At 68.9% G+C, this 21,008-nt stretch carries 19 protein-coding genes; 8 read left to right on the top strand and 11 right to left on the bottom strand.

From position 1 onward, the window contains the following. Positions 1-797 (top strand): TIM44-like domain-containing protein (locus tag E4O86_RS04710; protein ID WP_161139358.1); only part of this gene is annotated, 797 nt, incomplete at its 5' end. Positions 798-974: 177 nt separating this feature from the next. Next, positions 975-1,739 (top strand): sulfite exporter TauE/SafE family protein, encoded by a 765-nt coding sequence (locus E4O86_RS04705; RefSeq protein ID WP_161139357.1) that lies wholly within the window; start codon positions 975-977, stop codon positions 1,737-1,739. A gap of 36 nt (positions 1,740-1,775) precedes the next feature. Here the strand turns inward: E4O86_RS04705 and E4O86_RS04700 are convergent, their stop codons facing one another. Continuing rightward, positions 1,776-2,030, bottom strand: coding sequence for a hypothetical protein (locus tag E4O86_RS04700; protein ID WP_161139356.1), 255 nt, complete (start codon positions 2,028-2,030; stop codon positions 1,776-1,778). A gap of 259 nt (positions 2,031-2,289) precedes the next feature. Between E4O86_RS04700 and E4O86_RS04695 the strand changes: the two genes are divergently transcribed. After that, positions 2,290-3,246, top strand: coding sequence for an MDR/zinc-dependent alcohol dehydrogenase-like family protein (locus tag E4O86_RS04695; protein ID WP_161139355.1), 957 nt, complete (start codon positions 2,290-2,292; stop codon positions 3,244-3,246). Then, entirely contained in the window at positions 3,243-4,268 is a 1,026-nt protein-coding gene (locus E4O86_RS04690; RefSeq protein ID WP_161139354.1) for a Gfo/Idh/MocA family protein, read from the top strand. Before E4O86_RS04695 ends, E4O86_RS04690 begins: the two co-directional genes overlap by 4 nt. 22 nt (positions 4,269-4,290) lie before the next feature. Here E4O86_RS04690 and E4O86_RS04685 read toward each other — a convergent pair whose 3' ends face one another. The 3 genes from E4O86_RS04685 to E4O86_RS04675 all read right to left on the bottom strand — a co-directional run bounded on the left by E4O86_RS04685 (position 4,291) and on the right by E4O86_RS04675 (position 7,957). Further along, positions 4,291-4,692 (bottom strand): DUF6481 family protein, encoded by a 402-nt coding sequence (locus E4O86_RS04685; RefSeq protein ID WP_161139353.1) that lies wholly within the window; start codon positions 4,690-4,692, stop codon positions 4,291-4,293. Between the two features lie 91 nt (positions 4,693-4,783). Continuing rightward, on the bottom strand, positions 4,784-6,622 hold the full coding sequence (locus tag E4O86_RS04680) for a PHA/PHB synthase family protein (RefSeq protein ID WP_161139352.1): 1,839 nt from the start codon (positions 6,620-6,622) through the stop codon (positions 4,784-4,786). A gap of 57 nt (positions 6,623-6,679) precedes the next feature. Beyond that, positions 6,680-7,957 carry an alpha/beta hydrolase gene (locus tag E4O86_RS04675; protein ID WP_161139351.1) on the bottom strand — a complete coding sequence of 426 codons (1,278 nt, stop codon included), beginning with the start codon at positions 7,955-7,957 and terminating at the stop codon, positions 6,680-6,682. 411 nt (positions 7,958-8,368) lie between these two features. On the opposite strand from E4O86_RS04675, the gene E4O86_RS23455 reads away from it, so the two are divergent. The 4 genes from E4O86_RS23455 (at position 8,369) to E4O86_RS04660 (ending at position 12,262) form a co-directional block, all read left to right on the top strand. Next, positions 8,369-9,406, top strand: coding sequence for a hypothetical protein (locus tag E4O86_RS23455; RefSeq protein WP_246206209.1), 1,038 nt, complete (start codon positions 8,369-8,371; stop codon positions 9,404-9,406). Between the two features lie 104 nt (positions 9,407-9,510). Then, positions 9,511-10,272 carry an ABC transporter ATP-binding protein gene (locus tag E4O86_RS23450; protein ID WP_343039094.1) on the top strand — a complete coding sequence of 254 codons (762 nt, stop codon included), beginning with the start codon at positions 9,511-9,513 and terminating at the stop codon, positions 10,270-10,272. A gap of 4 nt (positions 10,273-10,276) precedes the next feature. Beyond that, a complete protein-coding gene (locus E4O86_RS04665) occupies positions 10,277-11,083 on the top strand; it encodes an ABC transporter permease (protein ID WP_161139349.1) in 807 nt (268 codons plus the stop codon). Between the two features lie 75 nt (positions 11,084-11,158). Continuing rightward, complete coding sequence (locus E4O86_RS04660; protein ID WP_161139348.1) at positions 11,159-12,262, top strand: (5-formylfuran-3-yl)methyl phosphate synthase; 1,104 nt, start codon at positions 11,159-11,161, stop codon at positions 12,260-12,262. Positions 12,263-12,383: 121 nt separating this feature from the next. Here the strand turns inward: E4O86_RS04660 and E4O86_RS04655 are convergent, their stop codons facing one another. The 7 genes from E4O86_RS04655 to E4O86_RS04625 form a co-directional block, all read right to left on the bottom strand. Further along, the gene (locus E4O86_RS04655; protein ID WP_161139347.1) at positions 12,384-12,827 is read right to left on the bottom strand and encodes a Ros/MucR family transcriptional regulator; all 444 of its coding nucleotides are present in this window, start codon (positions 12,825-12,827) and stop codon (positions 12,384-12,386) included. A gap of 679 nt (positions 12,828-13,506) precedes the next feature. After that, positions 13,507-14,577, bottom strand: a complete 1,071-nt coding sequence (locus E4O86_RS04650) for a hypothetical protein (RefSeq protein ID WP_161139346.1) — start codon at positions 14,575-14,577, stop codon at positions 13,507-13,509. A gap of 182 nt (positions 14,578-14,759) precedes the next feature. Next, positions 14,760-15,710 carry a catechol 2,3-dioxygenase gene (locus E4O86_RS04645; protein WP_161139345.1) on the bottom strand — a complete coding sequence of 317 codons (951 nt, stop codon included), beginning with the start codon at positions 15,708-15,710 and terminating at the stop codon, positions 14,760-14,762. Positions 15,711-15,731: 21 nt separating this feature from the next. Continuing rightward, positions 15,732-16,454 carry a 4-carboxy-4-hydroxy-2-oxoadipate aldolase/oxaloacetate decarboxylase gene (locus tag E4O86_RS04640; RefSeq protein WP_205520707.1) on the bottom strand — a complete coding sequence of 241 codons (723 nt, stop codon included), beginning with the start codon at positions 16,452-16,454 and terminating at the stop codon, positions 15,732-15,734. Positions 16,455-16,556: 102 nt separating this feature from the next. After that, on the bottom strand, positions 16,557-17,669 hold the full coding sequence (locus tag E4O86_RS04635; RefSeq protein ID WP_161139343.1) for a 4-oxalomesaconate tautomerase: 1,113 nt from the start codon (positions 17,667-17,669) through the stop codon (positions 16,557-16,559). Between the two features lie 5 nt (positions 17,670-17,674). Further along, a complete protein-coding gene (locus tag E4O86_RS04630) occupies positions 17,675-19,660 on the bottom strand; it encodes a tripartite tricarboxylate transporter permease (protein WP_161139342.1) in 1,986 nt (661 codons plus the stop codon). 46 nt (positions 19,661-19,706) lie between these two features. Continuing rightward, positions 19,707-20,561, bottom strand: a complete 855-nt coding sequence (locus E4O86_RS04625) for an NAD(P)-dependent oxidoreductase (RefSeq protein WP_161139341.1) — start codon at positions 20,559-20,561, stop codon at positions 19,707-19,709. Between the last annotated feature and the right edge of the window lie 447 nt (positions 20,562-21,008).

The raw sequence follows: 21,008 nt of genomic DNA, 5'->3' as shown, positions 1-21,008 counted from the left end.
CGCCGCGCACGACGCAGCCGATCCAGCGCTCCACGACGGAGCCGGGAACGGCGCAGCGGCCGTCCGCCGCCGGCACCGCCGGCGCGACGGCCTCGACCGGCATGTTCGGCCGCGGCCTTGCGGGCGGGCTGCTCGGCGGGCTCATCGGCGCGGGCCTGCTCGGAATGCTCTTCGGCCACGGCTTCTTCGGCGGGCTCGGCGGCCTCGGTTCCATGTTCGGCCTGCTGATCCAGCTGGCGCTCGTCTTCTTCCTCGTGCGCTGGGCGATGAGGTGGTGGCAGCGCCGCAACGAGCCCGCTTATGCGGGCGGTGCGCCGATGAGCCGGGACGCCGGACGCGATCCGGGCAAGGCGCCGCTGCGGCGCTTCGAGATCGGCGGAAGCGGCTCCTCCTCCGACGGGAAGCTGGAGATCGGGCAGGCGGATCTCGAGCAGTTCGAGCGGCTGCTCGGGGAAATCCAGACGGCCTACGGCCGCGAGGACCGCGAGGCCCTGCGCCGGCGGACCACGCCCGAGATGTTCGTCTATCTCGGCGAGGAACTCGACGACAACGAGGCGCGCGGGCTCGTCAACCGCGTCAGCAACGTCAAGCTCCTCCAGGGCGATCTCTCGGAGGCATGGCGGGAGCCGGAGGCCGACTATGCCACGGTCGCGATGCGCTTCTCCCTCGAGGACGTGACGGAGGAGCGCGCGGGCGGCCGGGTCGTCGAGACCGGGCCCGGCGAGGCGACCGAGGTGTGGACTTTCCGCCGCAAGCCGGGTGCCGACTGGAAGCTTTCCGCCATCCAGCAGGCCTGATCCCCCGGATCGGATCGCTGATGACGGGCAGCCGGAATCAGGAATAAGTGGACGGGCCGCGTGCCCGTCCGAATTTTTTGCGTGCGGCCGCATGCCTGCCGATGCGGAGGGAAGGGATCACGGGCATTCTTCGGGTGAAGACACCCGCCGCCCGACCCTTACTGCCGGATCGCCGCCTTGGACGCCTCACTCCACAGCTTCGCCTTCTATGCGGTCGCCCTTCCGGCCGTGTTCCTGCTCGGGCTCTCCAAGGGCGGCTTCGCCGGCATCGGGCTCCTCTCGCTGCCGCTCATCGCGCTGGTGATCCCGCCGCTCCAGGCCGCCTCCGTCATGCTGCCGATCCTGATCGTGCAGGACATGGTGGGTGTCTACGCCTATCGCCGGAGCTGGGACGGCTGGAATCTCATGATCCTCGTGCCCGGCGCGATCGTGGGCATCCTGGCGGCCTACCTGCTCGCCGCGGAGGTGTCGGAGGCGGGAGTCGAGTTCGTGCTCGGCATCATCTCCGTCCTCTTCGCGGCGCGGCAGCTCTTCATCCTGGCCGGCGGGCGGGCCGCGCCGGCGCACAGGCCCGGCAGTCTGTTCGGCTTCCTCTGCGGCATCGGATCCGGCTTCACGAGCATGATCGCGCATGCGGGCGCGCCGCCCTTCCAGATGTTCCTGATCCCGCAGAAGCTTCCCCGCGATGTCTTCGTGGGCACCGGGATCATCTTCTTCGCGGCGGTGAACCTCATCAAGGTGCCGCCCTTCATCGCCCTCGGCCAGATCACGCACGAGACGCTGGTCGCCTCCGCGACGCTCATTCCCTTCGCGATCATATCCACCTGGATCGGGATCTGGCTCGTCCGGCGCGTCTCGGCGGATCGCTTCTACAAGATCATCTACACGCTGCTTCTGCTCGTCGGAATCCAGCTGATCTGGAACGGCTGGACGGGGCTCTAGGCGCGCCGGCCGGCACCTTTGCGGAGCCCCCGAGGCTCAGTGCTTCTCCTCGGCAGCATGGTGCTTCTGAGGGCCGTGCACGCTCCGATCGCCTTCATTGTGCTTGTTGTGATCGCGGCTCTCCTGGTTCATCCCGCCGCGGCTCACGGGCATTTCGCTCTCGCGCACGTGGGCGTGGCGGGCGCCATGCCCCGCAGCGCCGTCCTGCGGCCGCGGATCCCCGGGTTTCGGCACGTCGGACTTGTGCTCGAGGTTACGGACGAACTGCTCGTGCGTCTTGTTGCCCTGCATCGTCTCTCTCCATCATTCGGATGCCGAACGGAAAACGCCTGCGGGCGGCTTTCGTTCGCAGCGGCGGCTGCGGAGCGATCTCCGCGCCGCCTTGTGGCCAGGCGGGAACCATTCCTGTAGGCAGCCGCTATGTACCTTCGTCTGCTTCATTCATGCGCCGGAGAGCTGGATTGAGAAGAGCTGGAACGAGACGGGACGTCGTGATCGGCGGGGCGGCGCGATGAGTGCCGCTCCGGGCATTGACGGGAGCCCCCGCACCATGCGCGCGGCGGTCCTGACGGGTGCCGGCGCGATGCGGGTCGAGGAGGTTCCGCTTCCCGAGCCCGGCCCCGGCCAGGTCCGCGTGCGGCTCGAAGGCTGCGGGGTCTGTGCCTCCAATCTGGGGCCGTGGGCGGGGCCGGACTGGATGCGCTTTCCGACCGCGCCGGGCGGGCTCGGGCACGAGGGCTGGGGTGTGGTCGATGCGATCGGCGACGGTGTCGCGTCCGTCGCCGTCGGCGATCGCGTGGCGGCGCTCTTCTACAATTCCTATGCCGGCTACGACGTCGGCGATGCGGATGCCGTCGTGCGGCTGCCGGACTCGCTGGCGGGCCTGAGCTTTCCCGGCGAGCCGCTCGGCTGCGCGATGAACATCTTCCGCCGCTCCGGAATCGCCGCCGGCGAGACGGTCGCCATCGTCGGCATCGGCTTCCTCGGCGCGCTTCTCACACGGCTCGCCAGCGATGCGGGCGCCCGCGTCATCGCTGTCTCCAGGCGGCCCTTCTCGCTCGATGTCGCGCGCCGCATGGGGGCCGCGGAGACGATCCCGATGGACGACCACTGGCGGATCATCGAGCGCGTGAAGGCGCTCACCGGCGGCGCGCTCTGCGACCGGGTCATCGAGGCAGTCGGAAAGCAATGGCCGCTCGATCTCGCGGCCGAGCTGGCCCGGGAGCGCGGCCGGCTGATCGTGGCGGGCTATCACCAGGACGGGCCGCGCCAGGTCAACATGCAGCTCTGGAACTGGCGCGGCCTCGACGTCATCAATGCCCATGAGCGCGACCCGAAGGTCTACGTGCAGGGGATCCGGGACGCCGTGGAGGCGGTGGCCTCGGGCCGGCTCGATCCCGCCCCGCTCCTGACGCACACCTATCCGCTCGAACGGCTCGACGAGGCGCTCGACGCGACCCGCGACCGGCCCGACGGGTTCCTGAAGGCGCTGGTGACCTGCTCATGAGCACGCTTCGGCCGGCGGGGAGCGCGCCCGCCGTCACGCGCCGTCCGCGCCTCGGCTTCCTCGGGGTCGGCTGGATCGGCCGCCACCGGATGGAGGCGATCCTGCGGACGGGCGCGGCCGAGGCCGCGGGAATCGCCGACCCTTCCCCCGAAATGGCCGCGGAGGCGCGGAAGCTCGCGCCGCAGGCTGCGCTGGCGGGCTCGCTCGGCGAACTCCTCGATCTCGGCCTGGACGGGATCGTCATCGCCACGCCGAGCGCGCTCCATGCCGGGCAGTCGATCGCGGCGCTCGAGCGCGGCCTCGCCGTGTTCTGCCAGAAGCCGCTCGGCCGCACGGCGGAGGAGGCGCGCGCGGTCGTCGCGGCGGCCCGCGCCGCCGACCGGCTCCTTGCGGTCGATCTCTCCTACCGCTTCACGGCGGGGATGGGCCGGATCCGCGACCTCGTGCGCGCGGGCGGGCTCGGGCACGTCTACGCCGTCGATCTCGTCTTCCACAATGCCTACGGGCCCGACAAGGCGTGGTTCTACGACCCCGCGCGCTCGGGCGGCGGCTGCGTCATGGATCTCGGTGTCCACCTCGTGGACCTCGCGCTCTGGACGCTCGGCTTTCCGGAGGTCGCGGACGTCTCGGCGCGCCTCTTCGCGGAAGGCTCGCCGCTCGCCGCGCGCCCGGACCGCGTCGAGGACTATGCCGTGGCGACGCTCACGCTGGCCGGCGGCCCCGTCATCCGGCTCACCTCGTCGTGGCGGCTGCCGGCCGGCTGCGACGCGGTGATCTCGGCGGCGTTCTACGGCACGCAGGGCGGAGCGGCGCTCAGGAACGTGGAAGGCTCGTTCTACGACTTCGTCGCCGAGCTCTATCGCGGGACGGCGCGCGAGACGCTCGCCGAGCCTCCGGATGCCTGGGGCGGCCGGGCGGCCGCCGACTGGGCGGAGCGCCTGGCGCGGGGCGAGGGCTTCGATGCGGAAGCCGAGCGCCTCATCGACGTGGCCGAGGTGCTCGACCGCATCTACGGCAGATGACCGGGCGCGGCCGCCGGAGAGGCTAGGACGAGGCGACCCGCTGCTTGCGGGCGGCGTAGCGGGCGTCGCGCTTGGCCTTCCGTTCGGCCTCGTCGGCGAGGACGCGTGCGAGCCGGTCCTGCTCGGCCCGCTCGCGCTCGGCCGCGGCGGCCCGTTCGGCGGCTTCCTGCGCGGCCCGCTCTTCGGCTCTTGCCCGCTCCTCGGCGGCCGCCCGTTCCCGGGCCTCTTCCTGCCGCTTCTCCTCCTCGGCCCTGCGGATGGCGGCACGCTCCGCGCGGGCTTCGGCGATCGCGCGGCGTTCCTCCGCCCTTGCGACGACGGCCGGGTCGTCGGCGGCGGGCCGGGTCTTGAACTTTTCGACGAGGCGGGCGCGCGCGGCTTCCGCCGCCTCTTTCCGTTTCGCGAAGGTGTCTCGAGTCTTCATGGCGCGCTTTTAGCCCACGCCACGCGGATTTTCCAGCCGTCGGGCGGTGCGGTACCTTGCCCCGGCGCGACATCCGGCGCCCGGCCGCCCGCTAGCGCTCCAGGACATAGGTCCCCGGCGCGTCGCAGAGCGGCGGAAAACCCGCCTCGGCGCTGCCCGTCCGCGGCGGCGGGACGGGGGCGCCGGAATGCCGGCGCAGCCACTCGACCCATTCCGGCCACCAGGATCCCTGGCTGTGGCGGGCCTGTTCCAGCCAGCGGTCCGGATCGCTGTAGCGGTCGGATGCCGCCTTGGTCATGACGCGGAAGCTCCGGCCCGGGTGCCCGGGTTCGGAGACGATGCCCGCATTATGGCCGCCGGTCGTCAGGAGGAAGGTGACCTCCGTGTCCGTGAGGAGGTGGATCTTGTAGGCGGAGCGCCAGGGCGCGACATGGTCCCGCTCGGTGCCGACGGCGAAGATCGGTGCGCGGATGTCGGTCAGCGCGACCGGGCGGCCGCCGACCTCGAACCGCCCCTCGGCGAGATCGTTGTCGAGGAAGAGCCGGCGCAGATAGTCCGAATGCATGCGGTAGGGCATGCGCGTCGCGTCCGCGTTCCAGGCCATCAGGTCGGTCATCGGCGCCCGCTCGCCCATCAGGTAGTCATTGACCACGCGCGACCAGACGAGGTCCTGGGACCGGAGCAGCTGGAAGGCGCCGGCCATCTGCCGCGCGTCGAGATAGCCGCGCTGCCACATCATGTCCTCTAGGAAGCGGACCTGGCTCGCATTGATGAAGAGCGTCAGCTCGCCCGCTTCCTCGAAATCGGCCTGCGCCGCGAGCAGGGTGATCGTCTCGAGCCGGTCGTCGTGATCGCGCGCCATCGCCGCCGCGGCGATCGAAAGGAGCGTTCCGCCCAGGCAATAGCCGACCGCATGCACCTTCGGCCCCGGCACGATCGCGCCGACCGCCCGAAGCGCGTCCATGATGCCGAGCGTCCGGTAGTCGTCGAGCCCGAGATCGCGGTCCGCCTCGCCCGGATTGCGCCAGGAGATCGCGAACACGGTGAAGCCCTGCATGGTGAGATGCCGGACGAGCGAGTTCCGGGGCGAGAGATCGAGGATGTAGTACTTCATGATCCAGGCCGGCACGATCAGCACCGGTTGCGGCCGCACGGCGCCCGTCGCGGGCGAATACTGGATCAGTTCGATCAGCCGGTTCCTGTAGACCACCTTGCCCGGCGTGACCGCGACCTCCCGTCCGACGCGGAAGGCCTCGCTTCCGACCGGAGGCTGCCCCCGGGCCTGCCGCTCCCAGTCCTCGAGGAAGTTGTGGAACCCGCGGAGGAAATTGCCGCCCCAGGTCTCGGCCGTCCTCCGCTGCACGATCGGGTTGGTCGCCGGGAAGTTCGAGGGTGAGATCACGTCGAGAAGCTGCCGCGCGGCAAAGGCGACCACGTTCTCGTGCTGCCGCGAGACGCCATCCATCCCGGTCGTCGCATTGTGCCACCATTGCTGCTGGAGCAGGAAGCCCTGGTGGAGCAGGTTGAAGGGCCATTCCTGCCAGGCCGGCGCGGCGAAGCGGCGGTCCTGCGGCAGCGGTTCGATGCAGGGCGTGGCGGCCTCGCCCAGACCTGCCGCCGTGGCGTAGCACGCGAACCGGGCCCATTTCCGCGCGGCCTTTCCGGCGAGATACGCCTGCTTCCCCGGCGAAAAAGCGAGGTGGGTGGCCCAGTCCGTGGCGGCTTCCGCGAGCGCCGCCGGGGAGAGACCGCCCGTCAGGCCGGCGATCGCGGCATGGACGCTCCGGTCGACATCTTCGGCGATGCGTTCGAGCGGGTCGCCGTGTGCTGCGGCCGATGCGGCCGCGGAACCGGTCCGCGCCGGATCAGCGCCCGGAACGGATTCGGCGGTGGTGTCCCCGCGTGGTGCGAAAGGGAGCGGAAGCGGCATCGCGGTCTCCTTTCCGGCCGCGATGCCAGTCCGTCCGGCGCCCGTCCATGATGAAGGTCAAGGAACGGGCGCAAGCCCTCGGAGCGGCGTCTTCTGCACCCTGCCGCCCGCCTCGACGAACCATCGCTCGCTCGCGAGCGGATCGCCGCGCAGGCGTGCCTCGGTCCAGTCGGCGATAAGCGTCTGCGGATGCGGCCCGTTATTCGCGGCCGGTCCGCGGATCGAGTGGCGCGAACCCTCGTAGACGACCAGCTGCTTCGGACCCTTCAGCGCCCCGACCAGGCGCTCGGTATGCTCGAGCGGGCTCAGTTCGTCGCATTCGCCGGCGAGGCAGAGATAGGGGCACGCGATCCGGCCGACATCGTCCTCCCAGGTGACGTCGCGGATGAAGGCGTCGAAGGCGTCCTCATCGACGAAGTTCGACATGTACATGAAGCGCATCTTGAAGGTCGGCGACGCTTCTTCGAAGATCGTATGGAAGCCCGGTTCGTGACAGGTGGCGCTCACCGCGCAGGAGCGGAAGCGGCTGTCGGATGCGGCGAGGATGGTGCCGAAGAAGGAGGCGAAGCTCCGCCCGGCAATGCCGACCCGTCCGCTGTCGATCTCGGGCCGCCCGGCGATCCAGTCGAACAAGGCCGGCCCGGTGGCCCGCCAGTTCTCCATCGTGAAGTAGATGTCGAGGACGGGGCTTTCGTACTGGCCCGGCCCGTCGAGCGCGAGGACGGCCATGCCGCGCTGGAGCATGGGATCGCCGTAGAGCTGGACGATCCCCTCCTTGAAGGAATCCATGCCGGGCAGGGAGACCACGAGAGGCAGGCGGCCGCCCTGATGGCCCGGCGGTAAATGGAGCCAGCCCGGAAGCCGCTTCTCGCCGAGCGGAATCCAGACCGGCTCGACATGGTGGTCCGCAAGGCGGGCATAGGCCGCGTAGCAGGCGCGCTTGCGTTCGTTGTCCGCGAGGTTGCGGGCGTTGTTCTCCTCAAGCGGCCATTGCGCGGCGCCCCAGTGGATCGCGGCGATGAAATAGTTGTTGCGGGCGGTCACCGGCTGTCCGGCCTCCTCGGCCGCGACCGCCTTCGCCTCGCGCTTGCGCGCCATGGCCTCGAAGGCGGGCGAGCAGTCGGCGAACTTCTTCACCTGCTGCCTTATCGCGGCGAAATCGGCCGAAGCCTCCGTCCCGCACGGCGCATTGAGATAGACCGAACGCGGCTGGTCCCAGTCGATCCCGTTCGCCTCGATGATGTTGTCGACGAGCCAGCGTTGCGCGGCCCAGCGCCGCGTATGCGGCTTTCCCCCCGCCGCTTGCGTCGTTCCGTCCGGCACGCGTTGATCCACGGCTTCCTCCCCCTCGTCGTTCGGCAACCGATATCCCCGCACCCGCTCCGCGGGCAAGCGCGCTCGCGCCGGGGGCGGCGAAGCCGGCCGGGCATTCGGCTCCCGACGGGAGAGTCCGTGCGGCGCACGACCTTGCCCGGTCTTCGCTGCACCGCACAGCCGATGTCCTGGCGCAATTCCGTCTCGCCCGGCCTTCCTGTCTAGGAACGACGCTCAATCTGCCGTGTCCGCCGGAGGAATGCACCGCGGCCATGAGCGAAAAAATCTTTGCAAGTGCTCCGCTTCCGGTACACGGACTCTTGATCGTGCGAGAACGGTAAAGAATACGGCGCTCTTGTTATTTCGTCGCAGCGGAGAAAAATACTCTCTTCCGGCAGTCGCCAGGCGTGCCGCCGACCGGAGACGCAGCTCATGATTCACTTCCGGATTCCGCCGTCGCACCGGGCCCTGCCGGCCGGCGCGCGTCCCTTCCTCGTCGGCGATTCCGGGATCGAGCGCGTGATCGTGCAGACCGGAAAGCGCGTCCGGCTCGAAATCGCCGGCATCGCCAAGTCGCGCACGACCCTGACCACCTCCGTTACGCCGGCCGGGAGCCTGCTCATTTCGGATCTTGCCCCGGCAGGCACGAAGCGCGGCTTCGCCCTGACCGCAGTCCGTCCCGGCAGCTCGATCCTGGCGGTGACGGACGGCGACGGCAACGGCGCCAGCGTCTTCGTGAGCGTGGGCGACTTCAAGAACCACAGCGGCCTCGACCAGGACCTGATCGCCAACGTGTTCCGCGGCACGGATCTCGCGAAGATGCACGTCCTGACCCGAACCCTCTTCAACAACTGGGAGAACCTGTTCAACGAGAGCTCGGAGGGAAACCAGCTTCACTGGTGCGCGAACTACGCGACGAAGAAGCAGCGGTGCCTTCCCTGCGGCACGGTCTCGAAGGTGGGCGGATCGCTGATCTGGACGCCCGTCGACTACCATTACGAGCATGCCTATTACGAGCCGATCCCGCAGGGAAAGCGCAACGCGAGCCTGACGAGGGCCGACATCAAGTACGATTCCGCGCGCCTCGACCAGGCCCGCCAGGCCATCAGGAAGCGGCTGGAGCGCGGCGAGCCATCGGTCGTGGGGCTCGTCTACATTCCCTCGAGTGCGATCCGGTCGGACGGCTCGTTCAACGTGACCGGCTCGGGCGGGCACAGCGTTCTCATCGTCGGATGCGACAGCGCGGCGAAGACGTTTCTCTACATCGACGTCTATCCGAACGGATCGAAGTTTCACTACAAGGGCGGCCATGCGGGGCAGGAGCACTTCCCCCTCTGCAACTTCCTCGGCATGTTCGAGGTGTTCGACGACGGCCGGGGCACTCCGGCGCTGCGGCAGCAGACGGCTTCCGAGAACTTCTTCTCCGGCGCGTCCTTCCTGGAGGTGGTGTCCGGCCCGATCACGCATTAGACGCACCGCGCTTCTCGCCGCGTTTCGGGGCCGCCGTGTCGAGCGCCGGCAGGCGGTTGCCAAGCCGCGATTGCCAGAGGCCCCCCAGCCTCTATCTTGACTGCGTGACCGCGCCTCCTTCCCCCGACACGCCGGCTCTCTCGGTCGAGGAGCTTTCGTTCGCCTACAAGGGCCGGCTCGCGCTCGACTGCGTGTCGTTCGAGATCCGGCGCGGGCGCTTCACCGCGCTGCTCGGGCCGAACGGCGCGGGAAAGTCGACCCTCTTCGGGCTGCTCACGAGGCTCCTCACGACCGATCGCGGGCGGATCGCGATCCTCGGCGCGGACTTGAAGACGGCCGGGCCGAAGGCGCTCGCGCCGCTCGGCATCGTCTTTCAGCAGCCGACCCTGGACCTCGACCTGACGGTCGGGCAGAACCTCCGCTATTTCGCGCGGCTGCGAGGGCTCACCCGGTCCGAGGCCGACCGGCGCATCGCTCGCGAGCTCGCGCGGATGGACATGGGCGACAGGGTCCCGGAGAAGGTGAGGGCGCTCAACGGAGGGCATCGCCGCCGCGTCGAGATCGCGCGGGCGCTTCTTTCCGATCCCGCGCTTCTTCTCCTCGACGAGCCGACGGTCGGCCTGGACGTGCCGACCCGGAAGTCGATCGTCGGTCACGTCCACGAGCTCGCCTCGGAGAGCGGCATCGCCGTTCTGTGGGCGACGCATCTCATCGACGAGATCCGCGCGGAGGACGATCTGGTGGTGCTGCACAGGGGCAGGGTGGTGGCGTCCGGGGTCGCCGCAGAACTGGCCGGGGCGGCTTCCTCCGGGGATCTCGAAGCGGCGTTCTCGGTTCTCACCGGCGCGCGGGACGAGGCTGCCTGAAGCGATGCATGCCTATGCTGCCGCCTTCGCCGCGGTCGTCTGGCGCGAGGTCCTGCGGTTCGTTCATCAGCGCGAGCGCTTTCTCTCCGCGCTCGTGAGGCCGCTCATCTGGCTGCTGGTCTTCGCCGCAGGCTTCCGCGCGGTGCTCGGGATCGCGATCCAGCCGCCCTACGAGACCTACATCACCTACGACGTCTACATCGCCCCCGGGCTGGTGGCGATGATCCAGCTCTTCGCCGGCATGCAATCCTCGCTTTCGATGGTCTACGACCGCGAGACGGGCTCGATGCGGGTGCTGCTCACCACGCCCCTGCCACGCTGGTTCCTGCTCTTCTCCAAGCTCTCGGCGGGGGCGATCGTCTCGATCCTGCAGGTCTACGCCTTCCTGCTCATCGCCTCATTCTTCGGCATCGCGTTTCCGCTTCCCGGCTATATCCTCGTGCTCCCGGTGCTCATGCTGACCGGGCTGATGCTCGGGGCGATCGGCATGTTCATCTCTTCCAGCGTGCGGCAGCTGGAGAATTTCGCCGGCGTCATGAATTTCGTCATCTTTCCGGCCTTCTTCCTGTCCTCGGCGCTCTATCCCTTGTGGCGCATGAAGGAATCGAGCGTCCCGCTCTACTGGATTTCCGAGCTCAATCCGTTCACGCATGCGGTGGAACTCGTCCGCTTCGCGCTCTACGCAAAGGGCGAATGGATTTCGCTTGCCGTCGTGGCCGGCACCCTCATCGTGGCGCTCGGCCTTTCGGTCTGGGGCTACAATCCGCAACGCGGCATGCGGATCGGCGGAGGTCCGGGCGGCGAGCGGTGAGGGAAGCGCGCCGGTCGGAGCGGCGCCGGCGCGCCGGGGACCCGCGAGGCTCCGTCAAAGGGGAGGGAGAGGCGGATGACCCTGATGCTCGCCAGCGTCGCCGATGCCCGCGAGGCGGAGATCGCGATCTCGATCGGAACGGATATCGTCGACGCGGAGAACCCGGCCGGCGGTGCAGTCTCGCCGCTTCCGCCCGACGTGACGGCGGCCGTCGCCGCCGCCGCCCGCGGGCGCGCGCGTCTCAGTGCCGCCGTCGGCGAGATCGGGAGCGACCCGGGTGCGATCGCGGCGGCGGCCGACCGGTGCTCCGGCCTCGCAATCGAGATCATCCGCGTCGGCTTCGCCTCGGCCTCGGCGCCGATGCCGCTCGTCGGCGCGGTCGCCGGCCGCCATCCGGGCCTCGCCTTCGTCGCGGTTCTCTTCGCCGACCGCATGCCCGGCGGCGATCCGCTGCCGCTCTTGGCGGAGGCGGGCTTCCGGGGCGTCATGCTCGACGTCGCCGACAAGACCAGAGGGCGGGTGCTGGAGCTCGGCATTCCGCGGATCGCCGCCTTCGTGGAGGCGGCGAAGGGGCGCGGCCTGATGGTCGGGCTCGCCGGCAATCTCGAACCTGCCGACATCCCCCGCCTCCTGCCGCTCGAGGCCGACTTCCTCGGCTTTCGCGCCGCGCTCTGTCCGAACGCCGACCGCAGGGCGCCAATCGACCCGGCGGCGGCGGCAGAGGTCCGGCGGCTGATTCCGGCGGCGGCGCCCCGACGGAGCGGGCCTGGCGGGGAAGCCGGCATCCGAGCCGCGCCGGGACCGGGACGGCGCGCCGGCATCGAAGCCGTGGCAGACCGCATCTTCGTCCGTGATCTGATCTTGCCGGTCCGGATCGGCGTCTACCGGCGCGAGCGGGACGCGCCGCAGCGGGTCCGCTTCGACGTGTCGATCGACCTCGCGCCCCGCGAGACGGAAGCGGAGGGGCTCGCCGGCATCATGTCCTACGACGTGATCGTCGACACGATCCGGACAATCGTCGCGGAGGGGCACGTGGAGCTCGCGGAGGAGCTGGCGGAAGAGATCGCGGCCCGGCTGCTGTCCGACCGCCGGGCGATGAAGATCACGGTGCGGGTCGAGAAGCTCGACCTCGGTCCCGGGGGGATCGGCGTGGAGATCGAGCGCCGCCGCGCAAGCTGACCGGAAATCCCGACGCCGCGCCGGGGGCGTTCCATCGAGACGATCGGCCCGGAACGGGCCAGGAATGAAAGCGGCAGCCCCCGCCTTGGCAGGGGCTGCCGCACCGGACCGGATGCCGGCTTCAGGCCGCCTTGGAACGGGCGCGCCGCTGCTTCGCCGCCGGGCGCTTCTGGCCGAGGCCCATGCTCTTGGCAAGATCCGAGCGCGCCTGGGCGTAGTTCGGCGCCACCATCGGATAGTCTGCCGGGAGATTCCACTTCTGGCGGTACTCGTCGGGCGACAGATTGTGGTGCGTCCGCAGGTGCCGCTTCAGCGATTTGAACTTCATGCCGTCTTCGAGACAGACAAGAAAGTCCGGGTTGATCGACTTCTTCACCGGCACTGCCGGCACCAGCGGCTCCGGCTCCGGCTTTGCCGTCGGACTTGCCGATTCCTGCAGCGCATTCGCGACGTCGCCGATCAGTTTGGGCAGGTCAGCGGGCGCGATCGAGTTGTGGCTGACGAACGCCGCCACGATCTCTGCAGCCAGTTCTACGTAGCGTGAACTCTCGGCAGCTTCTTCCATTTTGCAAGATCCTTCTTGGGGAGGGAATTGAAAGGACATATGCCGATAGCGAATGTGTTTCAAGATCAATCCGGGTGCAATTTGCATGATGTCAAGCAGCTTTGCGGTGTCCCGGTGATCGGAGATACTCGCGCGCCGATGTTGTGCCAATCTGAGATTGATTTAACTATGACGAATTCGAGGGTTGCGGGCGCGTGCGCGCGGACTGGACAGGGACCCCTGTTGAAACCGCGGCGGCGCCCGCCAGCATTCGCGGAGTTCAGCTGTGCCGCCAAGGTCACGCGGCGGCGGGTCGCCGTGTTCCGGAGTTTTCGGCAGGAGCCATGCCCGCAAGAGCCAAGAACACGCAGCATCCCGTTCAAGGGCATCGCGGGGCACCGGGACGGGCATACCGGTCAGCCCGCCGTCGCCGGGATCCCTATGCTGACACCGGAAATGAACGACTTGATCCGACAGTCTCAGTACGGTGCATTTCAATATTCGGCCGCAGAAATGCGGATGCACGTCTGGATTGTCTGCACTTGCGCGGTAGCGCACGGAAACCGGGGCGGCGCATGCCGCACGGCCGCAGCGGCGGCGAATCGGCAGAAGCGCTCCCGTCGCCGCTGTCGTCGGCGTCAGCGAGGCGGCCGCGAGGATTCGCGGCCGCTCGCCCGCTCGGAACGTCCGGGGACGGATGTCAGGCTGCGGCCTTGCGATTGAGCTCCAGCTGAGCGTCGACGAGCGCCACGGTCTCGTCCACCACCGGATTCCGCATGCTCTTCTGCGCGGCGATCTTCTGGACCAGGCGGTCGACGCGTTCGATGTTCGGCGCACCGGCATAGAGCGCCCGCGCTGCGGAGGAGGGCCTCACCAGCCCGTTCGCCGCGGCCGCATATTTCTCGAACGGGACGAGGTCGTCCGGGTCGGCGCCGAGCGCGACACAGACTTCGCGGACCCAGTCGTAGACGGCCCGCGACGCCGCGAGGTCGTCATGGACGGCTTCCTTGATGGAGCGGGGGCCCGACCGCGTGACGCACCGGTAGTTGCCCGTCAGGAGCATCGCCCACTTGGCGAGCGGGACGAAGATGGAATCGTGCACCTTGAGCTTGACCGGAAGCTCGATACCCTCGCCGCCGACGTCGAAGCGGACCGCCTCGATGTCGGCCTGCATCCGGCGCAGCATCGCGGTATGGCCGGCATCGGCGAATCGCGCCGCCTTGAAGTTCGTCGGCAGCGTCACCTGCAGCACGTTCGCCTTCTCCTCCGGCGGACGGAAAGCCTGCGGATCCGGGCTGCAGAGCGTCATCAGCGCCGGGTCGAAACTGCGCCAGACGGCGGCATCCGTGTAGCAGTCGGTGAGCGCCTCGGTCGACAGCTCCGGGATCCGCTTCAGGTAAGGCAGCGGCGGCATGTTCATGATCGACATGCAGGGCACCTTCTTGGTCGCGACCTCGTCGAGGAGCTCGCGGACGCCTGCCGCCCGGTATTGCGGTTCCTGCATCGCAAGCGCAACCAGGTCGTAGCCGCCCGGGTCGATCGCCGCCGGCGCATCCGCGGAAAGCCGCCCCGGCAGGGCCCGGGAGTCGATCTCCACGAGGCCGTCGCGCCCCTTGACCGGCATGCGCACGCGCGTGCCTTCGGCGTTGATGATCTCGGCCTCCGACGGCAGGCAGGCGAGCTTCACGTCGTGCCCGGCAAGCAGGAGCTTCGTGGCGAGAAGCGAGCCGTAGGACGCTCCGAAGATCAGGACCTGGTATTTCTCCGCCATTCCATTTCCTCCATTCGCCGCCGGCTCATGTTGATTGCGGTGTGTCCGCCCGGCGGTCCTTTTCCCGGCGCGCAAGCGCGCATCGCCGCGAGACAGGCATTCGGCCTCGCGACCCGATTATGGCAGAGCGTCGGTGGCCGATCATCTGCCAATCGCGCAGCGACGGCGGCCGATCCTGCCGTCTATACGGGCGTGCCGTGGGTATGGAACGATTCGATCGTCCTGAGCCCCCAGGCCTGGCCCTTCTTCCGGTCCGTCTCGGTCCAGGTCACCGGTTCCCAGTCCGGCGCGAGGACGAGCCGGGCCCCCGCATTGGCGACCTCCACCCGGTTGCCGGCCGGCTCGTAGACGTAGAGGAAGAACGTGCCCTGGATGGCGTGCTTGTGCGGCCCCGTCTCGATGTGGATGCCGTTCTCCAGGAAGATGTCCGCCGCCCTCAGCACGTCCTCGCGCTGGTCGACGGCATAGGTCACGTGATGGAAGCGCCCGTGCCGCCCGGTGTGGTCGACGGTATAGGCGATGTCGTAGCTCTTGTTGTTGACCGTGAACCAGCATCCGGCGAGCGTGCCGTCGTCGAGGACGATCTGCTCGGTCACGCGCGAGCCGAGCGCTGCCGGCAGAAAGTCCCGGACAGGTTCCACCCGCGCCGCCAGCATGTTCACGTGGTCGAGCCGGCGCACGCAGACGCCGCGGCCGTGATAACGCTGCGCGATGTTCTTGAGGGCGGGCTTCTCCGCCTCCGGCGCGACATAGCGCTTCGTCTCGTAATAGACCTCGAAGACGTGGTCGTCCGGATCGCGGAACCGGTAGGCGGGGCCGTGGCCGAGATCGCCTTCGGTCCAGCCGATCCCGCAGCCAAGCGCCTCGATCGCCTTGACGCGGCGCTCGAGCGCCTGCGGACTGGCACAGCGATAGCCGACATGGCCGACGCCGGTCCGCCCGGCGCTTGTGAGCTTCAGCGTGTGGAATTCGTAGTCGTCGAAGCCGCGCAGATAGACCGAGCCTCCGTCCCGGCCGCTCTCGGTCAGCCCGAGCACGTTCACGAAGAAGGCGAGGCTCGCCTCGGGCTTGTCCGTGAAGAGCTCGACATGGCCGAGATGGGCGACGTCGAAGCAGGGTTCGGTTCCGGCCATGATCCGCTCCGGTCCCGGCCGCTATTTCGTCCCGGCAAGCGCGCCGATCCCGGCCGACCAGTCGATCGGCCCGTCGACATAGCGCAGGCCCTTTTCGCCGAGCCGCTCGCGCATGCCGTAGATGTCGAGCCCGAGCTCGCCGGCGGCCAGGCGCTGGCGCGTCTTCGCCTCCTTGTCGAGGCGCGCGCGTGCCGCCGCGAGCACCTCTTCCGCGCGCTTCCTCGGCACCACGACCACGCCGTCGTCGTCGGCCACGATCACGTCGCCCGGCTGGACGGCCGCTTCGGCGCACGTGATCGGAATGTTCACCGAGCCGACCGTCTCCTTCACGGTGCCCTGGGCGGAAACCGCGGTCGACCAGACCGGAAACTGCATTTCGGCGAGTTCCCGGACGTCGCGGGCCCCGCAATCGAGCACCACGCCGCGGCAGCCGCGCGCGCGCAGGGACGTGGCGAGAAGCTCGCCGAAGAGGCCGTCCGAAGAGGGCGAGAGCGTCGAGACGACCAGCATGTCGCCCTCGCGCACCTGTTCGACCGCGACATGGATCATCCAGTTGTCGCCGGCCGCGCAGAGCGCGGTGACCGCGCTTCCCGCCGCCCGGGCTCCCGGATAGACGGGGCGCATGCGGGGCCGCATGAGGCCGATCCGGCCGAGCGCCTCGTGGACCGTCGCCGTCCCGAGCTCGCCGAGCGCTGTGATCGTATCCGGGTTTGCGCGTTCGATATTGCGGACGACGACGCCCATCATGGCAGGTCAACCTTCTCGATCATGGCATGCGGCCGAGCGGCCGCGGACTGTCTTCCGCGACGCGGCGCCGGACACGCCGCGTCGCCGGGGCGCCGGCGCTCAGGCCGCTTCGGCCACCCGCTGCTTGCTCCAGATCGCCCCGGGCACGAAGATCTCGCCCGACATGATCCGCCGCGCCGTGCGGATCGCGCCGCCGCTGACGACCTCCATGTTGGCCCCTTCGCCGCGCGTCACGAGCGCGACGTCGAAAAGGCCGGCCGGATGCTCGATCAGGATCTCGCGATCGTCGCCTGCCGGCGCCCGGGAGAGCCCGTCGGCCACCGAGCCCTTGAGGACAGAGCAGCTCGAAATGCAGAGGCCGCCGGTCACGGCCATCGCGGCATGGGTCTTGTGCGGGACGAAGTAGCGGGCGGCGATCGCCCCGCCCGCCCTCGGAGCGGCCAGGATCGCGACCTTGGGGATCACCATGTCGGCGACGTCGCCGAGCCCCATGCGCAGGCCGGCCTCGCGGCGGAGCGCCTCGAGGCGGGCGAAGAAGGCGCGGTCCGCGTCGAGTTCAGCCGGCGTCTCGAAGCCGGTCTTCCCGAGATCGGCCGCCCTGACCATCATCATCGGCACTGCGACGTCGATCAGCGTCGTCTCGACGCCGTCGATCACGTCGATCGTGTTGCCGGTCGGCAGCAGCGAGCCCGTCTTGGAGCCGACGATGTCCATGAAGTTGAGCCGGATCGGCGCGGCGGTGCCGGGCACGCCGTCGATCCGCGCCTCGCCGTCATACTGGACCATCCGGCCCGGCGTGCGGATGACCGCCTCGATGCGGCTCTGGGTGTTCACGTTGTAGATGACGACGTGCGTCTCGCCGTCCTGCGCCCGGACCATGCCGGTCTCGATCGCGAACGGCGCGACCGCCGAAAGCATGTTGCCGCAGGAGGGGGCGGTGTCGACGATCGGCTTGTCGACCGAGACCTGGGCGAACAGGTAGTCGATGTCGGCGTCGGGCCGCTCCGACGGACCGACGATCGCGACCTTGCTCGTCAGCGTGTCGGCGCCGCCGATGCCGTCGATCTGGCGCGGGTCGGGCGAGCCCATCGCGGCGAGGAGGACCTTGTCGCGGGTCTCGACGTCGCGCGGGAGGTCGGAACTGCGGAAGTAGGGACCCTTCGACGTACCCCCACGGAAGATCATGCAGGGAATGGCGGTTTGCAGCGTCATGCGGATCATCCTCTGAGAGGCCACGGCAGGTCGTAGTAGCTCTGAAGCAGCCCGCCGGGGAAGACCAGTTCGAGGTTGTCGGCGAGCACCAGTACCATGGCGAGGCCGAACAGGGTGAGGGCGATCGTCGCGAGCCAGGAAGTCTTCGCGATCACCCTCAGGAAGCCCAGGAAGAAGATCGCGAGCGCCAGGAAGAAGCCGACGAGCGCGACCCCCGCCACGAAGGCGACGATCCAGCCGAGATAGTATCCGGTGCCCGGATCGCCGGCCGCGCGCGGCTTGTGGTCGAGATCGAAATTCGCGGCCGCGTCCGTCTTCGCGACGGCATAGGACGCCAGCACGAGGATCGCCGAAATGCCGCCCACGCCGGCGATGATCATCGGGAAGACCGCGGCCAGGAACGAGATCTTCCACGCCTCCCAGAACGTGAACGCGAACAGCGCCAGGGTGAACAGGACGAATGCGACCTGCGGCCAGAGGACCTCCGCACGGGAGGCCTCCGCATCGCCTTCGGTGTGCAGGATGCCGCCTTCCGCCTTGCGGCTGCGGAGCGCGAACCAGGTGCTGACGAGGATGAGGGAGATGATGATCAGCACGATCGGGCGGGTCAGGAACCCCCAGCCGTCGAACTGGACGGCCTGGTAGAGGTAGCGCTCGCTCTGCGTGGCCAGCACGAAGCCGATCAGGAATGCCGGCCGCGACCAGCCGAACCGGCGCATCAGCACGCCGAGAATGCCGAGCGCGAGCAGGGTGACGAGATCGTAGAGCGAGAAGTTCGACTGGAACGCGGCAAACGCGATGATCATCACCATGAACGGCGCCACGATCGAGAAGCGGATCGTGGTGAGCCGCGCGATCGCCGGGGAGAGCACGATGCAGAAGAACGTGCCGATCACGTTCGCGATCGCGAGCGACCAGACGATCGTATAGGTCAGGTCGAGATTGCGGCCGACCATGGCGGGGCCGGGCTGCAGGCCGAGGAGAAGCATGCCCGCCATGAAGATCGCCATCGAGCCTGAGCCCGGAATGCCGAAGAGGAGCGTCGGCACCAGCGCGCCGCCGTCCTTCGCGTTGTTGGCCGATTCCGGCGCGATCACGCCGCGGACGTCGCCCTTCCCGAACATCGACTTGTCCCGCGACGTCTGGACCACGTGGCCATAGGCCACCCAGTCGATGACGCTGCCGCCGAGGCCCGGGAGCGCGCCGAGCAGGGCCCCGATGCCCGAGCAGCGGATCGTCAGCCAGAAGTTCTGGATCGTGTCCTGCACGCCGTGCATCCAGCCCTTGCCGAGCTTTCCGCTGCCGGAAATCGCCCCGCCGCCGCGCAGCAGGTCGATGATCTCGGGGATCGCGAAGAGGCCGAGACCGACGATGGAGAGTGGCAGCCCGGTGGAGAGGTAGAGGGTGCCGAAATCCATCCGGTACTCGCCGGTCGCCGGGGCCGCGCCGATCGAGCCGAAGGCGAGGCCGATGGCGCACGCGGCGAGCCCTTTCGGCAGGCTTGCCCCGGTCAGCACGCCGACCATGGACAGGCCGAAGATCGCCAGCATGAAGAGCTCGGCCGCCCCGAACGAGAGGATGAGCGGGCGGGCGATCAGGACGAAGATCGTCAGGATCGCCGCACCGAAGAGCCCGCCGATGAAGGAGGCCGAGAATGCCGCGCTGAGGGCCCTCGCGGCTTCGCCGCGCTTGGCCATCGGAAAGCCGTCGAGCACGGTCGCCTGGGCGGAGGCCGACCCCGGAATGCCCATGAGGACGGACGAGAACGTGTCGGAGGTGGGTATCACCGCCACCATGCCCATCAGCATGCCGAGCGCGGAGGTCACGTCCATTCCGTAGATGAAGGGCAGCAGCAGCGACATGCCCGCAATGCCGCCGAGCGCGGGCAGGATGCCGACGATGAGGCCGACCGAGACGCCGAGCAGCATGTAGAGAAGGTAGTTCACGCTCAGGAGGTGCGAGAGCGCACCGAAGAAGGCGTCGGCGATCATCTGGGTCTCGTCTTATGAAATGGATGTCGAGAAGATGCGGCCGCGGCTATTCCGCGGCCTCGCTTTGCCGCGCCCGCTTCGTTTCGATCGTGGCATAGCGCTCGTGGCGGTCGGCGACGGCGTCCGCGAGCGATCCGTCCATGCCGAGATCGCGCAGCATCGCGGCGACCTCGCGCATCTCGGCTGCGCGCCGCAGGCCGTGCTTCTCGACCCGGCCCGGCATGGTTGCCGCGATCTCGTCCCAGTCCATCCCGGGATAGCTGTTGTAGAAGCTCTTGAACACGTCCTCGGTCACGCCGAAGGCGGCGGCCGCGCGCGTGCAGTCGATGATGAGCGCCTCCAGGCCCTTGATCATGATGCTGCGGCAGAGCTTGGTGGCGGATGCGCGTCCGATCTCGGTGGCGACCGGACGGATGTTCATGCCGAGCGCGTTGAGCCGCTCCGCGATTTCTCCGGCGCGCCGGCCGGCGCCGAGGATCGGGACCTTGAGATCGGGCCCGAGCACCGGGGCCATGACCGCGCCCTCGACATAGTCGGCTCCGGCTGCCTCGACCGCTTCGGCGGCGGCGCGTTTCGTCGCCGGCGAGACGGAGTTCACGTCGAAGAACACTTGGCCGGCCCGCATGCTGCCCGCGGTCTTGCGGGCGACCGCAAGCGCCTGCGAGGCCGTCACGCAGGAGAAGATGATGTCGGCGCCCTCGCAGGCCTCCGCGTTGGTTGCCGCCGGCACCACGCCGACCGAGCGCGCGTCCCGCGTCGCGGCGGCGGCGGCTTCGGGATCGTCGAAGAGGAGATCGTAGGCGGCGATGGTCGCGCCGCCGGCGAGAAGTCCCTTCGCGAAGACGTGACCGACTTCGCCGAAGCCGATCATGCCGATCCTCATGCCCTGGCCGGACTGCATGGCGTGTTCCCTCCGCACCTCGTTCGTGTTCAGTGCTCGGTCGTCGATGGTCGGGCCGCCGAAAGATCGGGGCGCGCTCGGGTCCTCCGGCCTGCATGTCCGGACAGAGACGCCCGACGATGACCATCGGAACGTGTCCATAGCAGCGTGATCCGCGCGCACCAAGTGTCGATCGCGGACCCTGAAAAAGGCCCGAACCGCACATTACGCGGAATTTCGCTCCAGGATTCGGGACCGCCACCGCCCATTGCCCACATCCCGTGTCGCTTTGCATACAATCGTTGACAACCGAAGCGAGCTCGTCAAGCATGGCATGTCTGTTCCTTGCCGGAGTCAATTCGCTCGGGCTCCGGCGTGGCGGCCTCCGCCTTCGGAGCCGATTCCCCCGGGACCATGCGGCGTCCGCTTCGGTCTTGCCTGCCCGGGGGCGCCGCGCTTGGATACGAC

The organism is Propylenella binzhouense (assembly GCF_009866965.1).
GTDB classification, from domain to species: Bacteria; Pseudomonadota; Alphaproteobacteria; order Rhizobiales; family Afifellaceae; genus Propylenella; species Propylenella binzhouense.
This window is presented reverse-complemented; position numbering and strand designations above follow the sequence as displayed.